Source organism: Tistrella arctica, assembly GCF_039630945.1.
GTDB lineage: Bacteria > Pseudomonadota > Alphaproteobacteria > Tistrellales > Tistrellaceae > Tistrella > Tistrella bauzanensis.
This window is the reverse complement of the sequence record NZ_JBBKTV010000008.1, coordinates 364,989-383,583: the sequence shown is the minus strand read 5'-3', so window position 1 is coordinate 383,583 and position 18,595 is coordinate 364,989. Positions and strand designations below refer to the sequence as shown.

At 66.9% G+C, this 18,595-nt stretch carries 12 protein-coding genes; 10 read left to right on the top strand and 2 right to left on the bottom strand.

Annotated elements, in window-relative coordinates; genetic code table 11:
- Positions 1-265: 265 nt before the first annotated feature.
- Positions 266-490 (bottom strand): pearlin 3-thiahomoleucine biosynthesis carrier peptide TmoA, encoded by a 225-nt coding sequence (tmoA, locus tag WG924_RS20025; protein ID WP_345934861.1) that lies wholly within the window; start codon positions 488-490, stop codon positions 266-268.
- Between the two features lie 422 nt (positions 491-912).
- Between tmoA and WG924_RS20020 the strand changes: the two genes are divergently transcribed.
- The 10 genes from WG924_RS20020 to WG924_RS19975 all read left to right on the top strand — a co-directional run bounded on the left by WG924_RS20020 (position 913) and on the right by WG924_RS19975 (position 17,911).
- Positions 913-5,637, top strand: a complete 4,725-nt coding sequence (locus WG924_RS20020) for a choice-of-anchor I family protein (RefSeq protein WP_345934860.1) — start codon at positions 913-915, stop codon at positions 5,635-5,637.
- Between the two features lie 21 nt (positions 5,638-5,658).
- Positions 5,659-7,674, top strand: coding sequence for a calcium-binding protein (locus tag WG924_RS20015; protein ID WP_345934859.1), 2,016 nt, complete (start codon positions 5,659-5,661; stop codon positions 7,672-7,674).
- 249 nt (positions 7,675-7,923) lie between these two features.
- Positions 7,924-9,306, top strand: a complete 1,383-nt coding sequence (locus tag WG924_RS20010; protein ID WP_345934858.1) for a TolC family protein — start codon at positions 7,924-7,926, stop codon at positions 9,304-9,306.
- Positions 9,303-11,129: a type I secretion system permease/ATPase gene (locus WG924_RS20005; protein WP_345934857.1), complete on the top strand. Its 1,827-nt coding sequence runs from the start codon at positions 9,303-9,305 to the stop codon at positions 11,127-11,129. The genes WG924_RS20010 and WG924_RS20005 overlap by 4 nt, the downstream gene beginning before the upstream one ends.
- On the top strand, positions 11,113-12,420 hold the full coding sequence (locus tag WG924_RS20000; protein ID WP_345934856.1) for an HlyD family type I secretion periplasmic adaptor subunit: 1,308 nt from the start codon (positions 11,113-11,115) through the stop codon (positions 12,418-12,420). Before WG924_RS20005 ends, WG924_RS20000 begins: the two co-directional genes overlap by 17 nt.
- 99 nt (positions 12,421-12,519) lie before the next feature.
- Complete coding sequence (locus WG924_RS19995) at positions 12,520-13,986, top strand: ATP-binding protein (protein WP_345934855.1); 1,467 nt, start codon at positions 12,520-12,522, stop codon at positions 13,984-13,986.
- 270 nt (positions 13,987-14,256) lie between these two features.
- A complete protein-coding gene (exaC, locus tag WG924_RS19990; RefSeq protein ID WP_345934854.1) occupies positions 14,257-15,783 on the top strand; it encodes an acetaldehyde dehydrogenase ExaC in 1,527 nt (508 codons plus the stop codon).
- Positions 15,784-15,798: 15 nt separating this feature from the next.
- Positions 15,799-16,335: a pyridoxamine 5'-phosphate oxidase family protein gene (locus WG924_RS19985; protein ID WP_345934853.1), complete on the top strand. Its 537-nt coding sequence runs from the start codon at positions 15,799-15,801 to the stop codon at positions 16,333-16,335.
- Between the two features lie 196 nt (positions 16,336-16,531).
- A complete protein-coding gene (locus tag WG924_RS19980; RefSeq protein ID WP_345934851.1) occupies positions 16,532-17,404 on the top strand; it encodes a hypothetical protein in 873 nt (290 codons plus the stop codon).
- Between the two features lie 102 nt (positions 17,405-17,506).
- Positions 17,507-17,911, top strand: a complete 405-nt coding sequence (locus tag WG924_RS19975; protein WP_345934850.1) for a pyridoxamine 5'-phosphate oxidase family protein — start codon at positions 17,507-17,509, stop codon at positions 17,909-17,911.
- A gap of 13 nt (positions 17,912-17,924) precedes the next feature.
- On the opposite strand, the gene WG924_RS19970 is transcribed toward WG924_RS19975, so the two are convergent.
- Positions 17,925-18,443: a carboxymuconolactone decarboxylase family protein gene (locus WG924_RS19970; RefSeq protein ID WP_345934849.1), complete on the bottom strand. Its 519-nt coding sequence runs from the start codon at positions 18,441-18,443 to the stop codon at positions 17,925-17,927.
- Positions 18,444-18,595: the final 152 nt, after the last annotated feature.

Below are 18,595 nucleotides of genomic sequence, written 5' to 3'. Positions count from 1 at the left end.
GGGCCTGTCTGCGGGGGCCTTTGCGGATTCTGGCTCGTTCGGGGACCGGCGTCTGAGCGCCGGTCATCGGGATAGCCGGTCGTGGGCGGGAACGGAGCGACGCAGGTATACGCCGCATGCGTGGGCCGGGAAGGCTCCGTCACGGATGGCGCACGCCGGATTAGTGGCCCTTATGGCCGGTCGGCGGTCTCTCGTGCGGGGACTGATCGGGCCGTGGATGCGCAGCGGTGCAGCGGGGGCAGCGTCGCGCGGACCGCGCGGCCGGTCAGGCGAAAACCTTGCTTTCGATGATTTCGACGTCGTCGAGGTCGAAATCCTCCAACCCGTCGACATCGCCGTCGCCGGCGTCGACCTTGCCGGCATCGATGCCACCGGCCGTGCTGCCCGTCGCCGTGTCGGCGGGGCTGGACGGCGTCGTGTCGATCTGGGGCGAGACCTCGTCGGCGACACGGTCGTCGGTGGTCTCGATGGTGGTGACGCGGTCGGTCATCTTCGTCTCCTCCTCAACGTTCCGGTGAAGTTGGCACAGGGCAGGTGGCCTCGGTCGTGGGGGCCACTCTTTTTGATATATAGGACTGTAAGTTTTGATCGCGTGAGGATGTTTAGTCAACCCATTGCATATTCATTGTGAAATATTTCTCCGAATAGTAGATGACTTCGCATGCATGCATGAGTAGGTAGCGGCATTTTCATCCGCCTGGCGAGGCTCTGCCAGGATGGGCAGCCACATATCGGCTCGGCACTCATCAGGGCCGGCACAAAGGTTCGCGCCTCGGCACTGATTTAACGAAGTCGACCCATTTCTGAAACCGACCTCCGGCATGGTGATCCCGCAGCATCAGGCGCGGATGGTCGCGGCGTGATGCGCAACCCTGCGTCAGACGCAGTCCCGACAGCCGGAGATAATGGACCATGCAGCTTCAGATCCTGCACGCCTCGGACCTTGAAGGCGGTGTCGACGCCATTGGCCGTGCCGCCAATTTCGCGGCGCTGATCGATGCCTATGAAGACGACTACGGCTATTCGATCACGTTGTCGGCGGGTGACAATTACCTGTCGGGTCCATTCTTCAACGCGGCGTCGGATCCGTCCTTCGCATCGACCGGCGTGTTCAACGACGTCTATAACGATCTCTACGACCTGACCGGCGATGCGGCCTATGCCGCGCTGGCCGTGGGTGGCGGGCGTGTCGACATCTCGATCATGAACGTGATCGGTTTCGACGCCTCGGCGCTGGGCAATCATGAGTTCGACCTTGGCACCGGCACCATTGCCGGCCTATTGCAGCCGGGCTTCGGCGCGGCGGACGGCACCGCCGATGACAACTGGGTCGGCGCGCAGTTTCCCTATCTGTCGGCCAATCTCGACTTTTCGGGCGATAGCAGCCTGTCGGGCCTGTATACCGGCGACATCCTGAACGCCGATGCCTTCGCGACCGGCCCGGACCAGTCGGCCGGCTCGACCACCACGCCCAAGATCGCGCCGGCGACGCTGATCGACGTCACCGACCCTGAGACCGGCCTCACCGAGACCATCGGCGTGGTCGGTGCCACCACCCCGATCCTGGCCACGATCTCGTCGCCCGGCGGTGTCGAGGTGCTGGGCAGTGCCTCGAACGACATGCAGGCCCTGGCCGGCGTGCTGCAGCCGGTGATCGACGAGATCATCGCCGGCGGCGTCGACAAGGTGGTCCTGGTCAGCCATCTGCAGCAGATCGCGCTGGAACAGGAACTGGTCAAGCTGCTCCATGGCGTCGACGTGGTCATCGCCGGCGGTTCCGACACCATTCTTGCCAATGACGGCGATGTCCTCAATCCGGGTGACACGGCGGTTGCCGGCTATCCGATCGTCACCACCAATGCCGATGGCGACACCGCCGTGATCGTGTCGACCGATGGCGAGTATTCCTATCTGGGCCGGCTGGTCGTCGAGTTCGACGATCAGGGCCGTGTGATCGCCGACAGCGTCGCCAATCCGGATAACGGCCCGGTCGCGACCACGACCGACAATGTCGCGGCCGCCTGGGATGGCGATATCGACGCGGCCTTCGCCGAGGGCACCAAGGGCGATCTGGTCGATGATCTGGTCGACGCGGTGCAGACGGTGGTGGTCGAAAAGGATGGCAACATCTTCGGGCAGACCACGGTGTACCTGGATGGCGATCGCGCCGATGTCCGGACCCAGGAAACCAATCTGGGCAATCTTTCCGCCGACGCCAATCTGGCGACCGCGCAGTCGGTCGACGAGACGGTGATGGTCTCGATCAAGAATGGCGGCGGCATCCGGGCCGGGATCGGCGAGGTCGTGGTCGACGATGCGACCGGTGTCGTCTCGGCGCTGCCGCCGCAGGCCAATCCGGTTGCCGGCAAGGACGAGGGCGACGTCTCGCAGCTCGATATCGAGAACGCGCTGCGGTTCAACAACACGCTGTCGATGCAGACGGTCACGGCGGAACAGTTGAAGGCGGTGATGGAACACGCGGTGGCCGCAAGCGGCCCCGGGGCCACTCCCGGCCAGTTCGCGCAGATCGGCGGCATGACCGTCGCGTTCAACCCCGACCGCGCCGCCGGTGACCGGGTCGAGACGCTCCAGATCGTCAATGCGGCGGGCGAGGTGGTCGACACCATCGTGGCCGGCGGCGAGGTGCAGGGCGATGCCGCCCGGCCGATCCGGGTCGTCACCCTGGGCTTCATGCAGGAAGGTGGCGACGGCTATCCCTTCGCCGAATTCGCTGCCGCCGATCCCGACTTCGCCAATGTCGTGGCGCTGGATGGCGACAATGTCGCCGCCGGCGATGCCGATTTCGCGGCACCGGGCAGCGAACAGGACGCCCTGGCCGAATATCTGCTCGACAACCATGATACCGACACTGGCGGCACCGCCTTCGATGCCGCCGAGACCGATGCCGATGCCGACACCCGCATCGTCGATCTGGCAGTGCAGAGCGACATCGACAGCCGCCCGGTGGCCGGCGATCGCGCGATCACCGTCAGCGGTGACGACACTGCGAGCGGCTCGGTGATCGCACAGTCGGTGTGGACCACCACCAACACCGACACCACCGCCGGCGCCTCGGAAATCGTGGCCTATGACAAGGCCACCAACCGGGTGTTCATCGTCGGCCCCAATGGTGTCGATATCATGGATGCGCGCACCGGCGTGGTGCTGGGCGGCCTCGACACCTCGGATTTCGGCGGCGCCAACTCCGTTTCGGTCAAGAACGGCATGGTCGCGGTCGCGATCGGCGCCGAGGACAAGACCCAGCCCGGCACGGTGATGGTGTTCGACACCGACGGCGCCGAAATCGGCCGCTACACCGTCGGCAGCCTGCCCGACATGGTGACCTTCACCCCCGACGGCACCCGCATTCTGGTGGCCAATGAGGGCGAGCCCGAGGATTACACCCAGGGCGATCCGGAAGGCTCGATCAGTGTCATCGATCTGGCGACCGGCACGGTGCAGACCGCCGGCTTCACCCAGTTCAACGATCAGGCTGATGCTCTGAAGGCCGACGGCGTGCGGATCTTCGGCCCTGGGTCGACGGTCGCGCAGGACATCGAGCCCGAATACATCGCGATCAGCGCCGACGGCCAGACCGCCTATGCGACGCTGCAGGAGAACAACGCGATCGCGATCATCGATCTGTCGGGCGATGCCCCGGTGGTGACCGAGATCGTGCCGCTCGGCTACAAGGACCATTCGCTCGCGGGCAACGAGTTCGACGCCTCGGATCGTGATGACGGCATCAATATCGCCAATCATCCGGTCTTCGGCATGTATATGCCCGACACCATCGCGTCTTATGCGGGCCAGGACGGCAAGACCTATCTGGTGATCGCCAATGAGGGCGACGCCCGCGAATGGGCCGATTATGCCGAGGAAGAGCGGGTCAAGGATCTGACCCTCGACCCGACCGCCTTTCCGGATGCCGAGGCGCTTCAGGCCGATGACGATCTGGGCCGGCTGACGGTCACCAAGGAACTCGGCGATACCGATGGCGACGGCGATTACGACGCGCTCTATGCCTATGGCGGCCGGTCGTTCTCGATCCTCGACGATCAGGGCCGGATGATCTTCGACAGCGGCGCCGCGATCGAGAAGACCATCGCCGCCCGCTACCCCGAGCTGTGGGATGACAGCCGCTCCGACAACAAGGGCCCCGAGCCCGAAGGTGTGACGGTGGGGCATTACGGTGCCAGCACGCTCGCCTTCATCGGCCTGGAGCGGTCGAGCGCCACCATGGTGTTCGACATCACCGATCCTGAGAACGTCACCTTCCTCGACCTGATCGCGACCGAAGGCGATGTCAGCCCCGAGGGGCTGCTGTATATCGCGGCCGGCGATGCGGCGGACGGCATCGCCAAGCTGATCGTCGCCAACGAGGTCAGCGGCACCACCACGCTCTACAACATCACCGCACCGCTGGCGGTGTCGAGCGATGGCGATGCGTTGACCTTCTCGGCCGGCGAGGCGCCGACCAAGGGCACGGTCGAGATCGACGAGGCCGGCCGCTATACCTATCAGGCCGATGCGGCGGTGCTGGCCTCGCTCGATCCGGGCGAGCTTGCGACCGACAGCTTCGAGGTGATCGCCACCGACGCGGCCGGCGGCACCGACAGCGCGACCGTCACGGTCGAGATCGTGGGTGCGGCGGAAGGTGGCGCCGGCGATGACAGCTTCAAGGCGGTCGAGGGCGGCGACGCCCATATGTCCGGGGCCGGCGGCGACGACATCATCGTCGGCGTGGGCGGCGACGACATGATCAGCACCGGCAGCGGCGCCGACATCGCCATCGGCGGCGCCGGTATCGACACGGTCAGCCTGGATCTCGACCCGGCCATGGTCACGATCACGCAGATGAACGCCTTCGACATCAGCCTCTACAACCGGCTGCTGGCGGCGGGTGAGACAGCCTTCGATGCCGATGCGCCGGCCTATGTGATCACCGACACCGAAACCGGTGCTCAGAACCGGGTGCAGGCGGATGTCATCGCCTTCGGCGACCGGGCCTATACGGTCGAGGATGGCGTGCTGGTTCTGTCGGCCGGCAATGACGATGCCACCTTCGGTGCGCGTGCCGACACCGTCCGGGGTGGCGCCGGCGACGACGTCATCGACGGCGGTGCCGGCAACGACCGGATCGACGGCGGCAAGGGCACTGACACCCTGATGGGCGGCGCCGGTGACGACGAGCTGTACGACGCGGCCGGCAATGACGCGCTGTCGGGCGGCTCGGGCAACGACACCATCGCGGCCGGCCATGCGGCGGGCGAAAACGTGGTGATGTTCGGCGGCTCGGGCGCCGACACCTTCGGCTTCATGGCGGCGGACGATGCCGGCATCGATGTCGCGGCGGTGATCGCCGATTTCTCGACGATCGAAGGCGATGTGCTCGACCTGTCGGGGCTGCGCGGCGCCGATGGCGCGGTGCTGGTGCTGGATGACGTGATCGGCCGCGCCACCGCCACCGACGGCGATGCGGTCATCGATCTGGACGGCCTGTTCACCACGGGTGGTGAGGCGGTTGCCGGTTCGCTGACCCTGGCCGCGATCGGGATCGACGATCTGGGCGCTGGAAGCTTCGTGTTCTCGAACGGCAGCTTCGACGACGACATGGCCGCGGCGGCGGCCGCCTGATCGGGACGGATGATGATGACCATGAGCCAGATCCCGACCTTCACGGATCTCGGCCTGGATGACGGCACCGGGGGGCTTCGGCTCCCCGGTGCCGCCACCCTGTCGGGAACCGGCCTCTTTTCTGCCACCCGCGCGGCGCAGGCTGCCGATGCGGCCTCGACGAGCGCTCTGCGCCGCAGCCTGCGCAACCGCCTGGTGCGGTTCACGACCGATCGCGGCGCCGGCTTCGGCGGTGTCGCGGTCGCGGCGCTGGCGCTTGCCGCCTGCTCGTCCGACAACAATGATCCGCTGCCGGCGCGGGTGACCGATGCGCGTCTGGTCAAGGATCAGGTCGCGGGCGCCGGTGCCTTCCTGGATGCCGATGGCGACCGGACACGCGACGAAGGCGAGGCCGGTGCCGTCTCCGATGCCGATGGCCGCGTGCGCATCGACGGCCAGAGCGGCCAGATCGTCACCGAGGGCGGCGTCGATGCCACCACCGGTGCCGTGATCGGCCGGCTGATGGCGCCGGAGGGGTCCGAGATGGTGACCCCCCTGACCACGCTGCTGGTCGAGACCGCCGATGCCTCGGCCGTGCTGGCGGCACTTGGCCTGCCCGCCGGCACCGATCTCGCCACCTTCGATCCGCTGGCGGCCCTTGGCGGTGCCGAAGATGCCCTGGCGCGCGACGTTCTGGCCCAGGGCCATATGGTCTATGCCACCCTTGCGGCCCTGCAGGCGGTTCAGGACGGCGTGACCGACATGGCCGCGGCCGATCGGGCGCTGGATCTGCTGGGCGAACGGGTTACCACCGGCGAGACAATCGATCTTGCCGACCTTGCGACGCTCGATGGCTTGCTGACCGCCGCGGCCGGCACCGATGCGGTTGCCGCCGATATCAGCCGGATGGCGGATGCGCTGGCCGCGATCAACGCCCGTCTCGACACCGAGATGGCCGCCGATCCGCTGTCGTCGACCGCGCGGGCGACGGCACTGCTCGCCGATCAGGTGCTGCCCGAGGAAATCGCTGCTCTGGCGGCGGGCACCGCAGATAACGGCGCGGCCGATCGTCTGGAGGCGCGTTACGGCGCCGATCTGGATGCGCTGATCACCCGGCTGGCCGATGTGCTGCCCGATGTGGCGGCGGCGGATGCGAAGCTGATCGCGGCCGCCGACGTCTTCAGCGTCGCGCGCGGCGACAGCCTGACGCTGACACCCGATGACGCGACCTACCCTGTGGCCGACGATGTGGCGCTGGCCGACGGCGCCGGCACGCTGACCCTGGTGTCGGTGGCGGTGCCGGCCGCGATGGCGGGCGAGATCGCGGTGACGCTGGACCCGGACACCGGTGCCCTGACCATCACCCCCGACCGGACGTTCTTCGGCACCACGGCCTTCACTTATGTGGTCGAGGATGCGCTGGGCAATCGGGCCGACGGTCTGGTGCTGGTCGACGTGCCGGCCTGGCGTGCCGGTGCCGGCGACGACCTGCTGATCGGCACCGATGGCGCCGACCGGATCGACGGGCTGGACGGTGCCGACATCATCCTGCCCGGCGCCGGCGAGGACACCGTCTTCGGGGGCGCCGGTGACGATCTGATCGTCGGCACGGCCGGCCCCGATCATCTGTCGGGCGGGTCGGGGGCCGACCGGATCGTCGCCGGTCATGCGGCGGGCGAGGCGGTCGACCTGTTCGGTGGATCGGGTGCCGACCGGTTCATTCTGGCCCCGCGTGAGGCGGATGGCGCGCTCGACCTTGCGGTGACCATCGCCGATTTCTCGGGCGCCGAGGGGGATCGGATCGATCTTGGCGATCTGCGGGGCGCCGATGGTGCTTTGCTGACCATCGCCGATGTGCTGGGCCGCGCCATCACGGTCGAGGGCAATGCCGTGATCGATCTGGACGGCCTGCTCGGCAGTGGCGGCGGTGCCGTCTCGGGCAGCCTGACGCTGGCCGGTGTCGTGGCCGACGATCTGGGCGCCGACAGCTTCGTGCTGGATGGGCCGGCGGGCTGGCGCGACGACCTGGACGATGCCTTGGGCGTGGCGGCGGCCTGAGCCGCATCCGCCGCCCGATCGCCACATGATCCTCCCCACAGGCCTTGCCGCCTGTGGGGACACCCACTTGCAACCCGTGGCCCCCGCCCACGGCCCGACCGACCGGAGTAACCGGCCCTGTTTCCGATCCATATCAACCGCAGTGCCGCCGCCAGACTGGTGGCGGCCGGTGTCGTGACCCTGCTGCTTTCCGCCCCGGCCGTCGCGTCGGATCGTGTCCTGCCTGTCGAGGCGACGGAGGCTTTGCCGTTGACCGGCCCCATGCCGCCGCTCGCGATGCTGCCCGGCATGCCGGTTCTGCCGCCCCTGCCACTGCCCGACGGCTTCCGGGCGCCGCCGGTCGCGGTCGATGCGGCGCCGGTGGCATGGGCGCGGTTCCGTGACCGGCTGATCGCGGTTGCCGCCGATCACCCGCGCCGCGATGCGGCGCGGGCGGTGATCGGCGGCGCCGAAGGCCGGGTCACGGAAGCGCGTGCCGCGCAATATCCGGCGATCGATCTGGGCTTCGATGCCTCCCGCCGGCTGGCCGATAACGGCATCGATGCCCTGGACAGCCGCATCCGCAGTTCCGACGACCGCAGCGACGCGGTGCTGACCGCGCGCCAGCTTATCTATGATGGTGGCGCCACCTTCGACCGCATCGACGGCGCGCGTGCCCGCGTGTCGGCCAGCCGCGCCGAGGATGTCGACGAGGCGGCGCTGCTGATCCGCGACGCGGTGCTTGTGTACCTGGATGTCGTGGAGGCGCGCACCCGGCTGGCGCTGGCCGAGGCCGAAACCGCGGCCTATCTCACTCTGGAAGAGCGCATCGCCGAACGCCGCAGCCTTGGTGGCGGCACGGAGGGCGACGAGGTGCGGATCAGGGCGCGGCTGGCCGATGCCCGCGCAAGCCGCGCCGCCGCCACCCGGTCGCTGGATCAGGCCCGGCAGGCCTATGTCGAATTGTATGGCGCAGCACCGGGCGATGATCTGGCGCTGCCGCCGCGCCCGGATGCGCCGACGGTGACCGATGATGCGCTGGCCTTGATCGAGACCGCCAGCCCGGCGCTTGCCGCCCGCCGCGACCGCGAACGTGCCGCCCGCTTCGATGCCGATGCCGCGGCGGCCACCGACTGGCCCGAATTGAGCCTGCAGGTGCAGGGGCGGCGCTATGACGTGCTGGATGGCGGCCGTGAAAGCGATCTGGTCGGTCGGATGGTGGTCAGCATGCCGCTTTATGACGGCGGCGCGCGCGGTGGCCGTCAGGCCCAGGCCAGGGCCGCGATGCGGGCGGCGGAAGCCGAGACGGCCCGGTTGCGGCGGATCCTGACCCGCGATGTCACGGCGGCGATTGCCGCCCGTGCCGCCCGCGATGCCGAGTTGGGCGCGCTGATCGGCGCGCTGGCCGCCAATGAACGGGCCCGCGACATCTTTCGCGGCGAGTTCGAGGCCGGGGTTCGCGACCTGCTGGATCTGATCGAGGTGGAGCGCGACTACCACCTGGCCGCGAGCCGGCTGGTTTCGGGCCGGGTGGAGGCGGAACGTGCCCATTGGCGGTTGCTGGAAGCCAGTGGTGTCCTGCGCCTGCATGTCCTGGACGGTGACGGCCCCATCGATGCCATGGGTGCCGGCAAGGTGGGAGAAACCGAATGACCGGTCATGACATCGACGGGTCGCCGATGGACCGTCTGCACCCGTCGAAGCGCCCCGGACACTGGTTCTGGGGCAGCGTGCGCCGCGAATGGCGGGCCTTCGGTCAGATCGCCCTGGCGGCGGCGGTCATCAACCTGTTCGCGTTGGGATCGTCGCTGTTCATCATGACGATCTATGACCGGGTCATTCCCAATGACGCGATCGAATCGCTGGTTGCCCTGACCCTGGGCATGGTGCTGGTGCTGGTGTTCGATTTTCTGCTGAAGATGCTGCGCGGCCATGTGATCGACGTGGCCGGGCAGGCGGCGGATGAACGCATCGGCCGCCGGGTCTTCGGCCATGTGCTGCGGATTCCGCTGGAGCATCGCGCGGGGTCGTCGGGCGCCTTTGCGGCCACGGTGCGCGAATTCGAATCGCTCAGGGATTTCCTCACCTCGGCCAGTCTGGCGGCGTTTGTCGACCTGCCCTTCGTGGCGCTGTTTCTGGGCGTGATCCTGATCGTCGGCGGGCCGCTGGTCTGGGTGCCGGCGCTGGCGGTGCCATTGGTGGTGGCGGCAGGCCTGCTGGTGCAGCCGATGCTGGCGCGTGCGGCGCGCGAAGGCCACAAGGCGGCCCAGACCAAGCATGGCGTGCTGGTGGAAACCGTGGGCGCGCTGGAGGGCGTGAAGGGCGCCCGCGCCGAACGGGTGATGGCCCGGCGCTGGCGCGACTCGGTGGAACTTCAGGCGGCGATCCAGTCGAAAAGCCGGTTCTGGAGCCAGCTTGCGATCAATCTGGCGAGCTTCGTGCAGCAGGGGGCGCAGGTTGCGATCGTGTTTCTTGGCGTGTTCCTGGTGCGTGAGGGCACGGTGTCGATCGGCGCGCTGATCGCCAGCGTCATCCTGTGCGGCCGGGCACTGGCGCCGCTGGCGCAGATCGCCACCCTGCTGACCCGGCTGAACCATGCCGCCCAGTCCTATCGCGCGATCGACCGGCTGATGGCGCTGGCCGCGACCGTGGAGCCGGGCCGGACCTATCTCACCCGGCCGCGGATCGATGGACGGGTCACCTTCCGGGGCGCGTCGTTCACCTATCCGCGCGGCCGCCAGCCGGCCTTGACCCAGGCCGGTTTCATCGTCCAGCCGGGCGAGAAGGTGGCGGTGCTGGGCCGCATCGGTTCGGGCAAGAGCACGATCGTGAGGCTCGCGGCCGGCTTGTATGCGCCGAGCGACGGAACGGTGCTGCTCGACGATGTCGATCTGCGCCAGTTGCATCCCGATGAACTCAGCCGCCATGTGACGGCGGTGCTTCAGGATGCGCCGCTGTTCAGCGGCACGGTGCGCGACAATATCCTGATGGGCGCCGACGAGCCGTCGGATGAACGGATGCTGGCCGCGGCCGGGGTCGCGGGCGTGCATGACTTCATCGGCGGCATGACCGATGGCTATGACGTGATGCTGGGGGAGCGGGGCGAGGGGCTGTCGGGCGGCCAGCGCCAGGCGATCGCCCTGGCCCGGGCGCTGGTGTCGCCGGCGCGGGTGCTGGTGATGGACGAGCCGACGGCATCGATGGATGTCCGGTCGGAAACCCTGTTCGTCAAACGCCTGAAGCCGCATCTGGGCGACCGGACGCTGATCCTGGTCACCCATCGCATGTCGATGCTGGAACTGGTCGACCGGGTGATCGTGCTGGATCACGGCCGGGTGGTGGCCGATGGTCCCAAGGCCGAGGTGCTGTCGGCGCTTCAGGGGCCGGTGGCCGATGCGCCGGCCAACCGGCCCGATCCGGTGACGACACCGGCGAAGATGCCGAAGAGGGAGGCGACCCGTGGCCATCTCGACTGACCCCACCGCCGATCTGTTTCCGGGTGAGGCGCCAGAGCGCCGATCGCTGGTGCCGGGCGTCATCATCCTGACGGTCTGTCTGGCGGTGATTGCCCTGATCGTCTGGGCGGCGATCGCCGAACTGGATCAGGTGACCCGTGGTGATGGCCGGGTGGTGCCATCCAAACGCGTGCAGGTGGCCCAGAACCTGGAAGGCGGCATCGTCTCGGAGATCCTGGTCAAAGCCGGCGACCATGTGGAACCGGGCGATCTGCTGATCCGGCTGGATGCCACCCAGTTCGGGGCCGAATACGACCAGCGCCGGACCGATTTTCTGGCCGGTCGCGCCCGGCTGGCGCGGCTGGCGGCCGAGGCGCGGTTCGAGGCGCCGGTCTTCGCCGCCGATCTTCTGCCCGAGGTGGTGGAGGTCGAGCGCAGCATCCATGGGGCCCGGGCGGCGGAACTGACCTCGACGCTGGCCATGCTCGATGCCCAGACCCGCCAGCGGCGCGAGGCGCTGAACGAGGCACGGGCAGCGCTCGACAATGCCGGGCGCCGGCAGGCACTTGCCGCCGAGGAACTGGGTGTGCTGGAGCCGCTGGTCGCGCGCGGACTGGCCCCGCGGCTCGACCGGATCCGGGCCCGGCAGCGGCTGGCCGAGGCCGAGGGCGCGATCGAGGGCGGGCGGCTGGCGGTCGCCCGCGCCGAGGCCGCGATCGACGAGGTCGAGCAGCAGCGCAAGACCGCCCAGGAACGCTTTCGGACCCGCGCGATCGAGGAGCTGGCGACCGCCAAGCTCGATCACGACCGGATGGTCGATCAATTGCCGGCGCTGGTCGACAAGGTACGGCGGACCGAGGTGCGCTCGCCGGTGAAGGGCATCATCAACCGGGTGCTGGTCACCACCGAAGGCGGTGTCGCGACCCCCGGCCAGCCGCTGGCGGAGATCGTGCCGGTCGAAGATGCGCTGCTGATCGAGGCCGAGGTGAAGCCGGCGGATATCGCCTTTCTGCATCCCGGCCAGATGGCGCGGGTGAAGCTGACGGCCTATGACTATTCGGTCTATGGCATGCTGGATGCGACGGTCGAGACCATCGGCGCCGATGCGATCTCCAAAGAAGACGGGTCGAGCAGCTATGTCGTGCGGGTGCGCACCACCGACGGCACGCTGACCGCCCCCGATGGCCGACCGCTCGACATCCTGCCGGGGATGGTGGCACAGGTCGATATTCTGACCGGGCGGCGCACCGTGCTGGATTATCTTCTGAAACCCGTCGTCAAGTTGCGCGAAATGGCACTCACCGAACGCTGAGCGTCAATCGGCGGCATCCACACGCTTTTTTCATGGTTAATGGCGTTTCCTGTCTGCAGTGGCGACTCAACGGGCAGCCACTATGTCACGGGAGACGAGATGGCGATGGGCGTGTACGACACCCCTGGCCTTCAAACCCCGACGGCCGGCGGCCGCCGGGTGGAGGTTTGGTTCACCGGCATTATCGTGCTGGTCACGATGATGCTCGCCCTGCATGTCTGGGCGGGCTATGGCGTGCTATCGTCCAGTCGTGCCTTGGTCAGCGGCGACGCCCTGCTGCGGGAGACCGACAATCTTCTGCATCTTCTGCAAGAGGCGGAGATCGCCGAGAACAAATATGTGCTGACCGGCAAGACCACCGACCTGAACGAGTATCACCTGGTCCGGGGCAGCGCGCCGGCGGCTTTTGGGCAATTGGATCTTCTGGCCCGGGAAGAGATGCCCCATGCCGAGGACACCTGTCAGGTGGTGATCGCATCGGTATCGGGCGCGCTGACCGCGATGGATGCGGTGGTCGCCGCGCGCACCAGCCAGGGCATGGAGGTGGCACGCGCTCTTCTGACGCATGATCAGAAGCTGCGGTCGACGGAATTGGCGCGGTTCGAGATTATCCGCGCGCAAATGGCGATCACGGCGCGGATCGATCAGCGGATCGAGTCGGCGAAATCCGATTTCGATCTGGCGGCGCTGGCATCGTTTCTGGCCTTCGGCATTGGCCTGCCCACAGGCATTGCGATGTTACGACGGATCAGGCGGGCAGGCGCGGCGGAACGGCGCCTGCGCCTGCAGGTGGAGGCGGCCAATCTGCAATTGGAGGCGCGTGTCGCGATGCGCACGGCCGAATTGTTGAAAGCCAACCGGGCTTTGGCCGATGCCAACGCGGTCAAGGACCGCTTCCTGGCCAATATGAGCCATGAGCTGCGCACGCCGTTGAACGCGGTGATCGGCTTCTCGGAAATGATCTCGACCGAGATGCTGGGGCCTGTGGGCCAGCCTCGCTATGCTGATTACGCGCGCGACATCCTGGCCAGCGGCCGCCATCTGCTGGCCCTGATCGAAGACATTCTCGATCTGTCGCGGATCCAGGCCGGGCGGATCGATATCGCGCGGGCCGATGTCGAACCTCGACGGCTGGCGCTGGAAGCCCTGTCGATGGTGGTTCCGATGGCACGTGCCGCTGGTGTTACCGCATCGCTGGTGATGCGTGATGCACCCGATCAGGCGCATCTGGATGCGCGCCGCGTGAAGCAGATCCTGATCAACCTTCTGTCCAATGCCATTCGCTACAGCGATCGCAATGGCACTGTTCGCCTGATTCTGGACCGTACCGAAAGCGACGGGCGCAGCCTGCGCATCGAGATCGTGGATGACGGCAGCGGCATGACCGATGTGGAACTGGCGCGTGCGATGCAGCCCTTCGAACAGGTGTCGCGCGATCGGGAACGCCGCTCCGGTGGCACCGGGCTGGGGTTGCCGCTGACCAAACTTCTGGTCACGGCGCATGGCGGCAGTTTCGATATCACCAGCACGCCCGGGGTGGGCACGCGCGTGGTGGTGGAGCTGTAGGGCCACGTTCGTTTTTTCGGGAGGGGGATGTCTAGCGCATGGCTGTCGCGTCATGCGACAGCCATCCTGCCATCCGCGACACCGACCACTGTCGCGCATCGCGACACCAGCAACGCGGCGTGGTTGAGCCCGCCGCTGATCACGCCCGGATTTCCGGCTGAAATCCTCATCATTCCATCTGCGTCTTCCGGGCATTCCGTTCTGGCATGCCCCTTGCTGTTCAGGCAATGCAGCACGTATCGCGCTGTAAATGCTTAGGGGAGGATAATCATGGACATGATCCAGCCAAAGACGATGGGCCTCGACGTCGACTATCCCTATAAGACGCAGTACGAGAATTATATCGGTGGCCAATGGGTCGCGCCGGTTTCAGGGGAATACTTCAACAATATCTCGCCGATCACCGGCAAGCCGTTCTGCCGGGTGCCGCGTTCGGGTGCCGCTGATATCGAGCTGGCGCTGGATGCCGCCCATGCCGTGCGGCGCCGCTGGGGCAAGACCTCGGTGACCGACCGGGCCAATCTGCTGTGGAAGATGGCCGACCGGATGGAGCAGAACCTGCTGCTGCTGGCGGTGGCCGATTCCATCGACAACGGCAAGCCGGTGCGCGAAACCATGGCCGCCGATCTGCCGCTCGCCATCGATCATCTGCGCTATTTCGCCGGCTGCATCCGGGCGCAGGAAGGCGGCATCTCGGAAATCGACGACGACACCGTCGCTTATCATTTTCATGAACCGATGGGTGTGGTCGGGCAGATCATCCCGTGGAATTTTCCGCTGCTGATGGCGGCCTGGAAGTTGGCGCCGGCGCTGGCGGCGGGCAATTGCGTGGTGCTGAAGCCGGCCGAGCAGACCCCGGCATCGATCCTGCTGCTGATGGAACTGGTCGGCGACCTGTTTCCGGCAGGCGTGATCAATATCGTCAACGGCTATGGCCGCGAGGCCGGCGAGGCACTGGCATCCAGCAAGCGCATCGCCAAGCTCGCCTTCACCGGTTCCACGCCCACCGGCAAGCATGTTGCCCGCACCGCCGCCGACAACCTGATTCCGGTGACCGTGGAACTGGGCGGCAAGAGCCCGAACATCTTCTTCGCCGACGTGATGGATCGCGACGACGCCTTTTTCGACAAGGCGTTGGAAGGGCTCGCGATGTTCGCGCTCAACCAGGGTGAGGTCTGCACCTGCCCGTCGCGGGTGCTGATCCAGGAATCGATCTATGACCGCTTCATCGAGCGGGCGATCAAGCGGGTCGAGGCGATCACCACCGGCAATCCGCTGGATGCGCGCACCATGGTCGGTGCCCAGGTGTCGCAGGCGCAGATGGAGAAGATCCTGTCCTATATCGACATCGGCCGCAACGAAGGTGCCGAATGTCTGGTCGGCGGCGAGCGGAGCCTGTTGGGCGACGACCTGACCAACGGTTTCTACGTCAAGCCGACCATGTTGCTCGGCAACAACAAGATGCGGATCTTTCAGGAGGAGATCTTCGGGCCGGTCGCCTCGGTGATGACCTTCAAGGACGAGGACGAAGCGCTGGAACTTGCCAACGACACCTTCTATGGCCTGGGCGCCGGGGTGTGGAGCCGCGACGGCACCCGCGCCTATCGCATGGGACGCGAGATCGAGGCCGGTCGCGTGTGGACCAATTGCTACAACCTGTATCCGGCCCATGCGGCGTTTGGCGGCTACAAGCAGTCGGGCATCGGCCGCGAGAATCACAAGATGGCCCTGTCGCATTATCAGCAGACCAAATGCCTGCTGGTCAGCTACAGCGCCAATGCTCTCGGCTTCTTCTGATCGGCGGGCGGTCTCATGGCAAGGCAGCCTTACCATGAGGGCGAGCGCGCGGCCCATCGCCGCTTCGGGGTGACCGATGCGGCCGACGCCATCGCGGATATGATCACCGACCGGCTGAGCCTGGGGGTCCGACGCTTCATCGAAGCCCGGCCCCTGGTGTTCGTCGCCACCACCGATGCGGCCGGCCGGCCGGTCTGCGCCGTAATGGCGCGGACCGGCGGGGCCGATCGCGACCCGCCGCCGCTGGTGCGGGCGCCGGACGCAAGGCGACTGATCTTTGCGATTGATGAACCGGAAAACACAACCGGAGGGCTGGACGTTCTAGCTCGACGGTTGCAGGATAGTCGGGCTGCCGATGACGTCGGTATCGGGCTGCTCTTTGTCGATTTTGCCCGACGGGCGCGATATCGCGTCAATGGCAGTGGCCGTCTGGCATCTGATATCGATGCCGTGGGATGGCCGGCGGCGGCAATCGTGGTCGAGCTCACCGTTGTGCAGGCCTATGCCAACTGCCCGGCCCGGATCGTGGCGCCCCAGCCCTTACCCGAGTAACCAGCCCTTACCTGTGTAACCGGCCTTTGTCCGACCAATGGGCCGTCGTGTCAGCCGCTCTCGCCTGACCCATGGGCTCTGACCGCTGCCTGCTTCCGCACCCCTTGTAACCGGCACCTGTCCGCGTCCCGCGACCGGCCGGATTCTCACCATGCTTGCCCTTGATCACAACTTGCGGTTATCGAAGGACGACGTCATGACATCCCTCGCGTCAGCCGACCTGAACAATCCCCGCCAGCAGGCCATCGCGGCCATGAAGGCCAGTCTGACCGCCGACCAATGGGCGGAGAATGCACGCTTCGTCGCCGAGTTGCGGCAGGAGATTTCCGCCCATCCGGTATCGCGGCATCCGGCGATCGACATCCTGAACCGGGGTGTGCTGGATCATGCGGACATGCGCCGGATCCATCTGGAATACCGCCACGCCATCGTCCAGATCTTCACCGATGCCCTGCTGGCGGCCCAGATGCAGAGCCGGCAGCTTGAACCGCGTCTGGCGCCGGCGTCGAAGATGGCCGGCCGCTTTCTGCTGACCTTGAACATCCTGGATGAGTTCGGCTTCCGGCCCGGCAAGGATGCGGAGGGCCATTATCGCGGCAATCCCGCCTGCGCCCATTATCCGCTGTTCGAAGCGGTGCTCGACGATTACGGCGTGACGGTCGAGGACAGGGCCGCTTTCCGCCCGACAGGGATCGCCACCGAGGTGCGGGATTTCCTGGAAGCGAGCTATGGCAGCTATACCGATGTCGCGGCCCTGCTGGCGGTGGCCGAAGAGGAAGTGATCCTGTTCAGCCCTCCCTTGCGGCGCGCGACCGGTGCATTGGGGCTGCCGGTCGATGACGGCTATTACTATGTCCACGGCGTCAGCGAGGACGTGACCGCCGAAGCGGCCGATGACGACCATGAGGATGATCTGTGGTTTATCCTGACCCAGTCTCTGACCCCCGACCAGTACGACCATGTCCGCGCGATCAGCCTGGCCTATTGCGATCTGTGGGTGCGGTTCTGGGATGAACAACTGGTTCTGGCCGGCATGGCGCTGGCGGAAACCGAAGCCGGCCTTGGCTGATCCACGCCGGTTTGCACCCAGAGGAGGGCAGGGGCGGCGGCAGACCGGATGGATGTCGCCGCCTTCTCTCTATGGGGGCGGGTGCACAAGCGGAGAGACGGAATGGAGGAAGACGGAATGGGGATCGATGGCGCGCGCGGTGCGGCACTGGCGCAGTTGCCCTGCTTCATTCTGGCGACGGCCGATGATCGCGGGCAGTGCGATTGTTCCTATCGCGGTCGTGCGCCGCGCGACGACGGCGGCTTCGATCCGCTGGTGGCGATGCCGGGCCCGGCGGAACTGGTGTTTCCGGACTATAGCGGCAACGCGATGTTCAATTCCCTGGGCAATCTGATGGTCAATGACGGCATCAGTCTGTTGTTTCCGGGGTCGGAGGACGGGTTGTGGACCAGAATCGACGGACGGGCGCGGATCGTTGACGATCCGCGCCCGTGGGCGTCGCTATGGCCATCGGCCCAGCGTTGTGTGGTGGTGTCGGTGACGGCGGTCCATCGGCCCACGGAGTGATCAGGGCTGGCCGTCATCTGGATGACGATGGATCAGCCTGCGTCCACGACCTGCCGGCCGCCACGGCCCAGCCGGTTCCAGGCATTGGCCAAAGCCACATGCAGGGTGATGGCACATGCAGGGTTATGGCGGCCTGGGCATCGGGCGACCAGTGCCGGGCCAGCCGCGCGCGCGGTTCATCGAGGGCGGCTTCGTCGCGGGGCAGGGTCAGCGCCTCGGCCCAGTTCAGGGCCGCGACTAACGCGGCATCGTCGACCAGGGCCACGGCCGACGGATCGCCCATGGCGGCGATCAATGCCGGTGGCGCGCCGGCGGCGGTGGCTTCGGCGGCGTGGAGCCGCTTGCAATAGCCGCAATCATTCAGCCGCGACACATGCAGATCGATCAGATGGGGAAGGGGAGCAGGCAGGATCGCGTTGTCGTGCAGGTCGCGGCCGGCACGGACCAGCTTGCCCACGGCGCGGCTGGTTGCGCTGCTGCCATGGATATCGATCAGCACCCGGGCGGCGGGAGGCTGTGGCAGGTCGGTCATGATCACGGGCTCCGTCATTCGTCTGTGGGGTCTCTATCCCAAGGACGAACGAAGGCGCGCGTCTGTGACATCACGACCAAGGTCCGGTCGCCGTTCCCCGAATTGCAGCGGCAGGCATAATCGCCCCGGCAGAATCTGCCGGCCGGCAGATC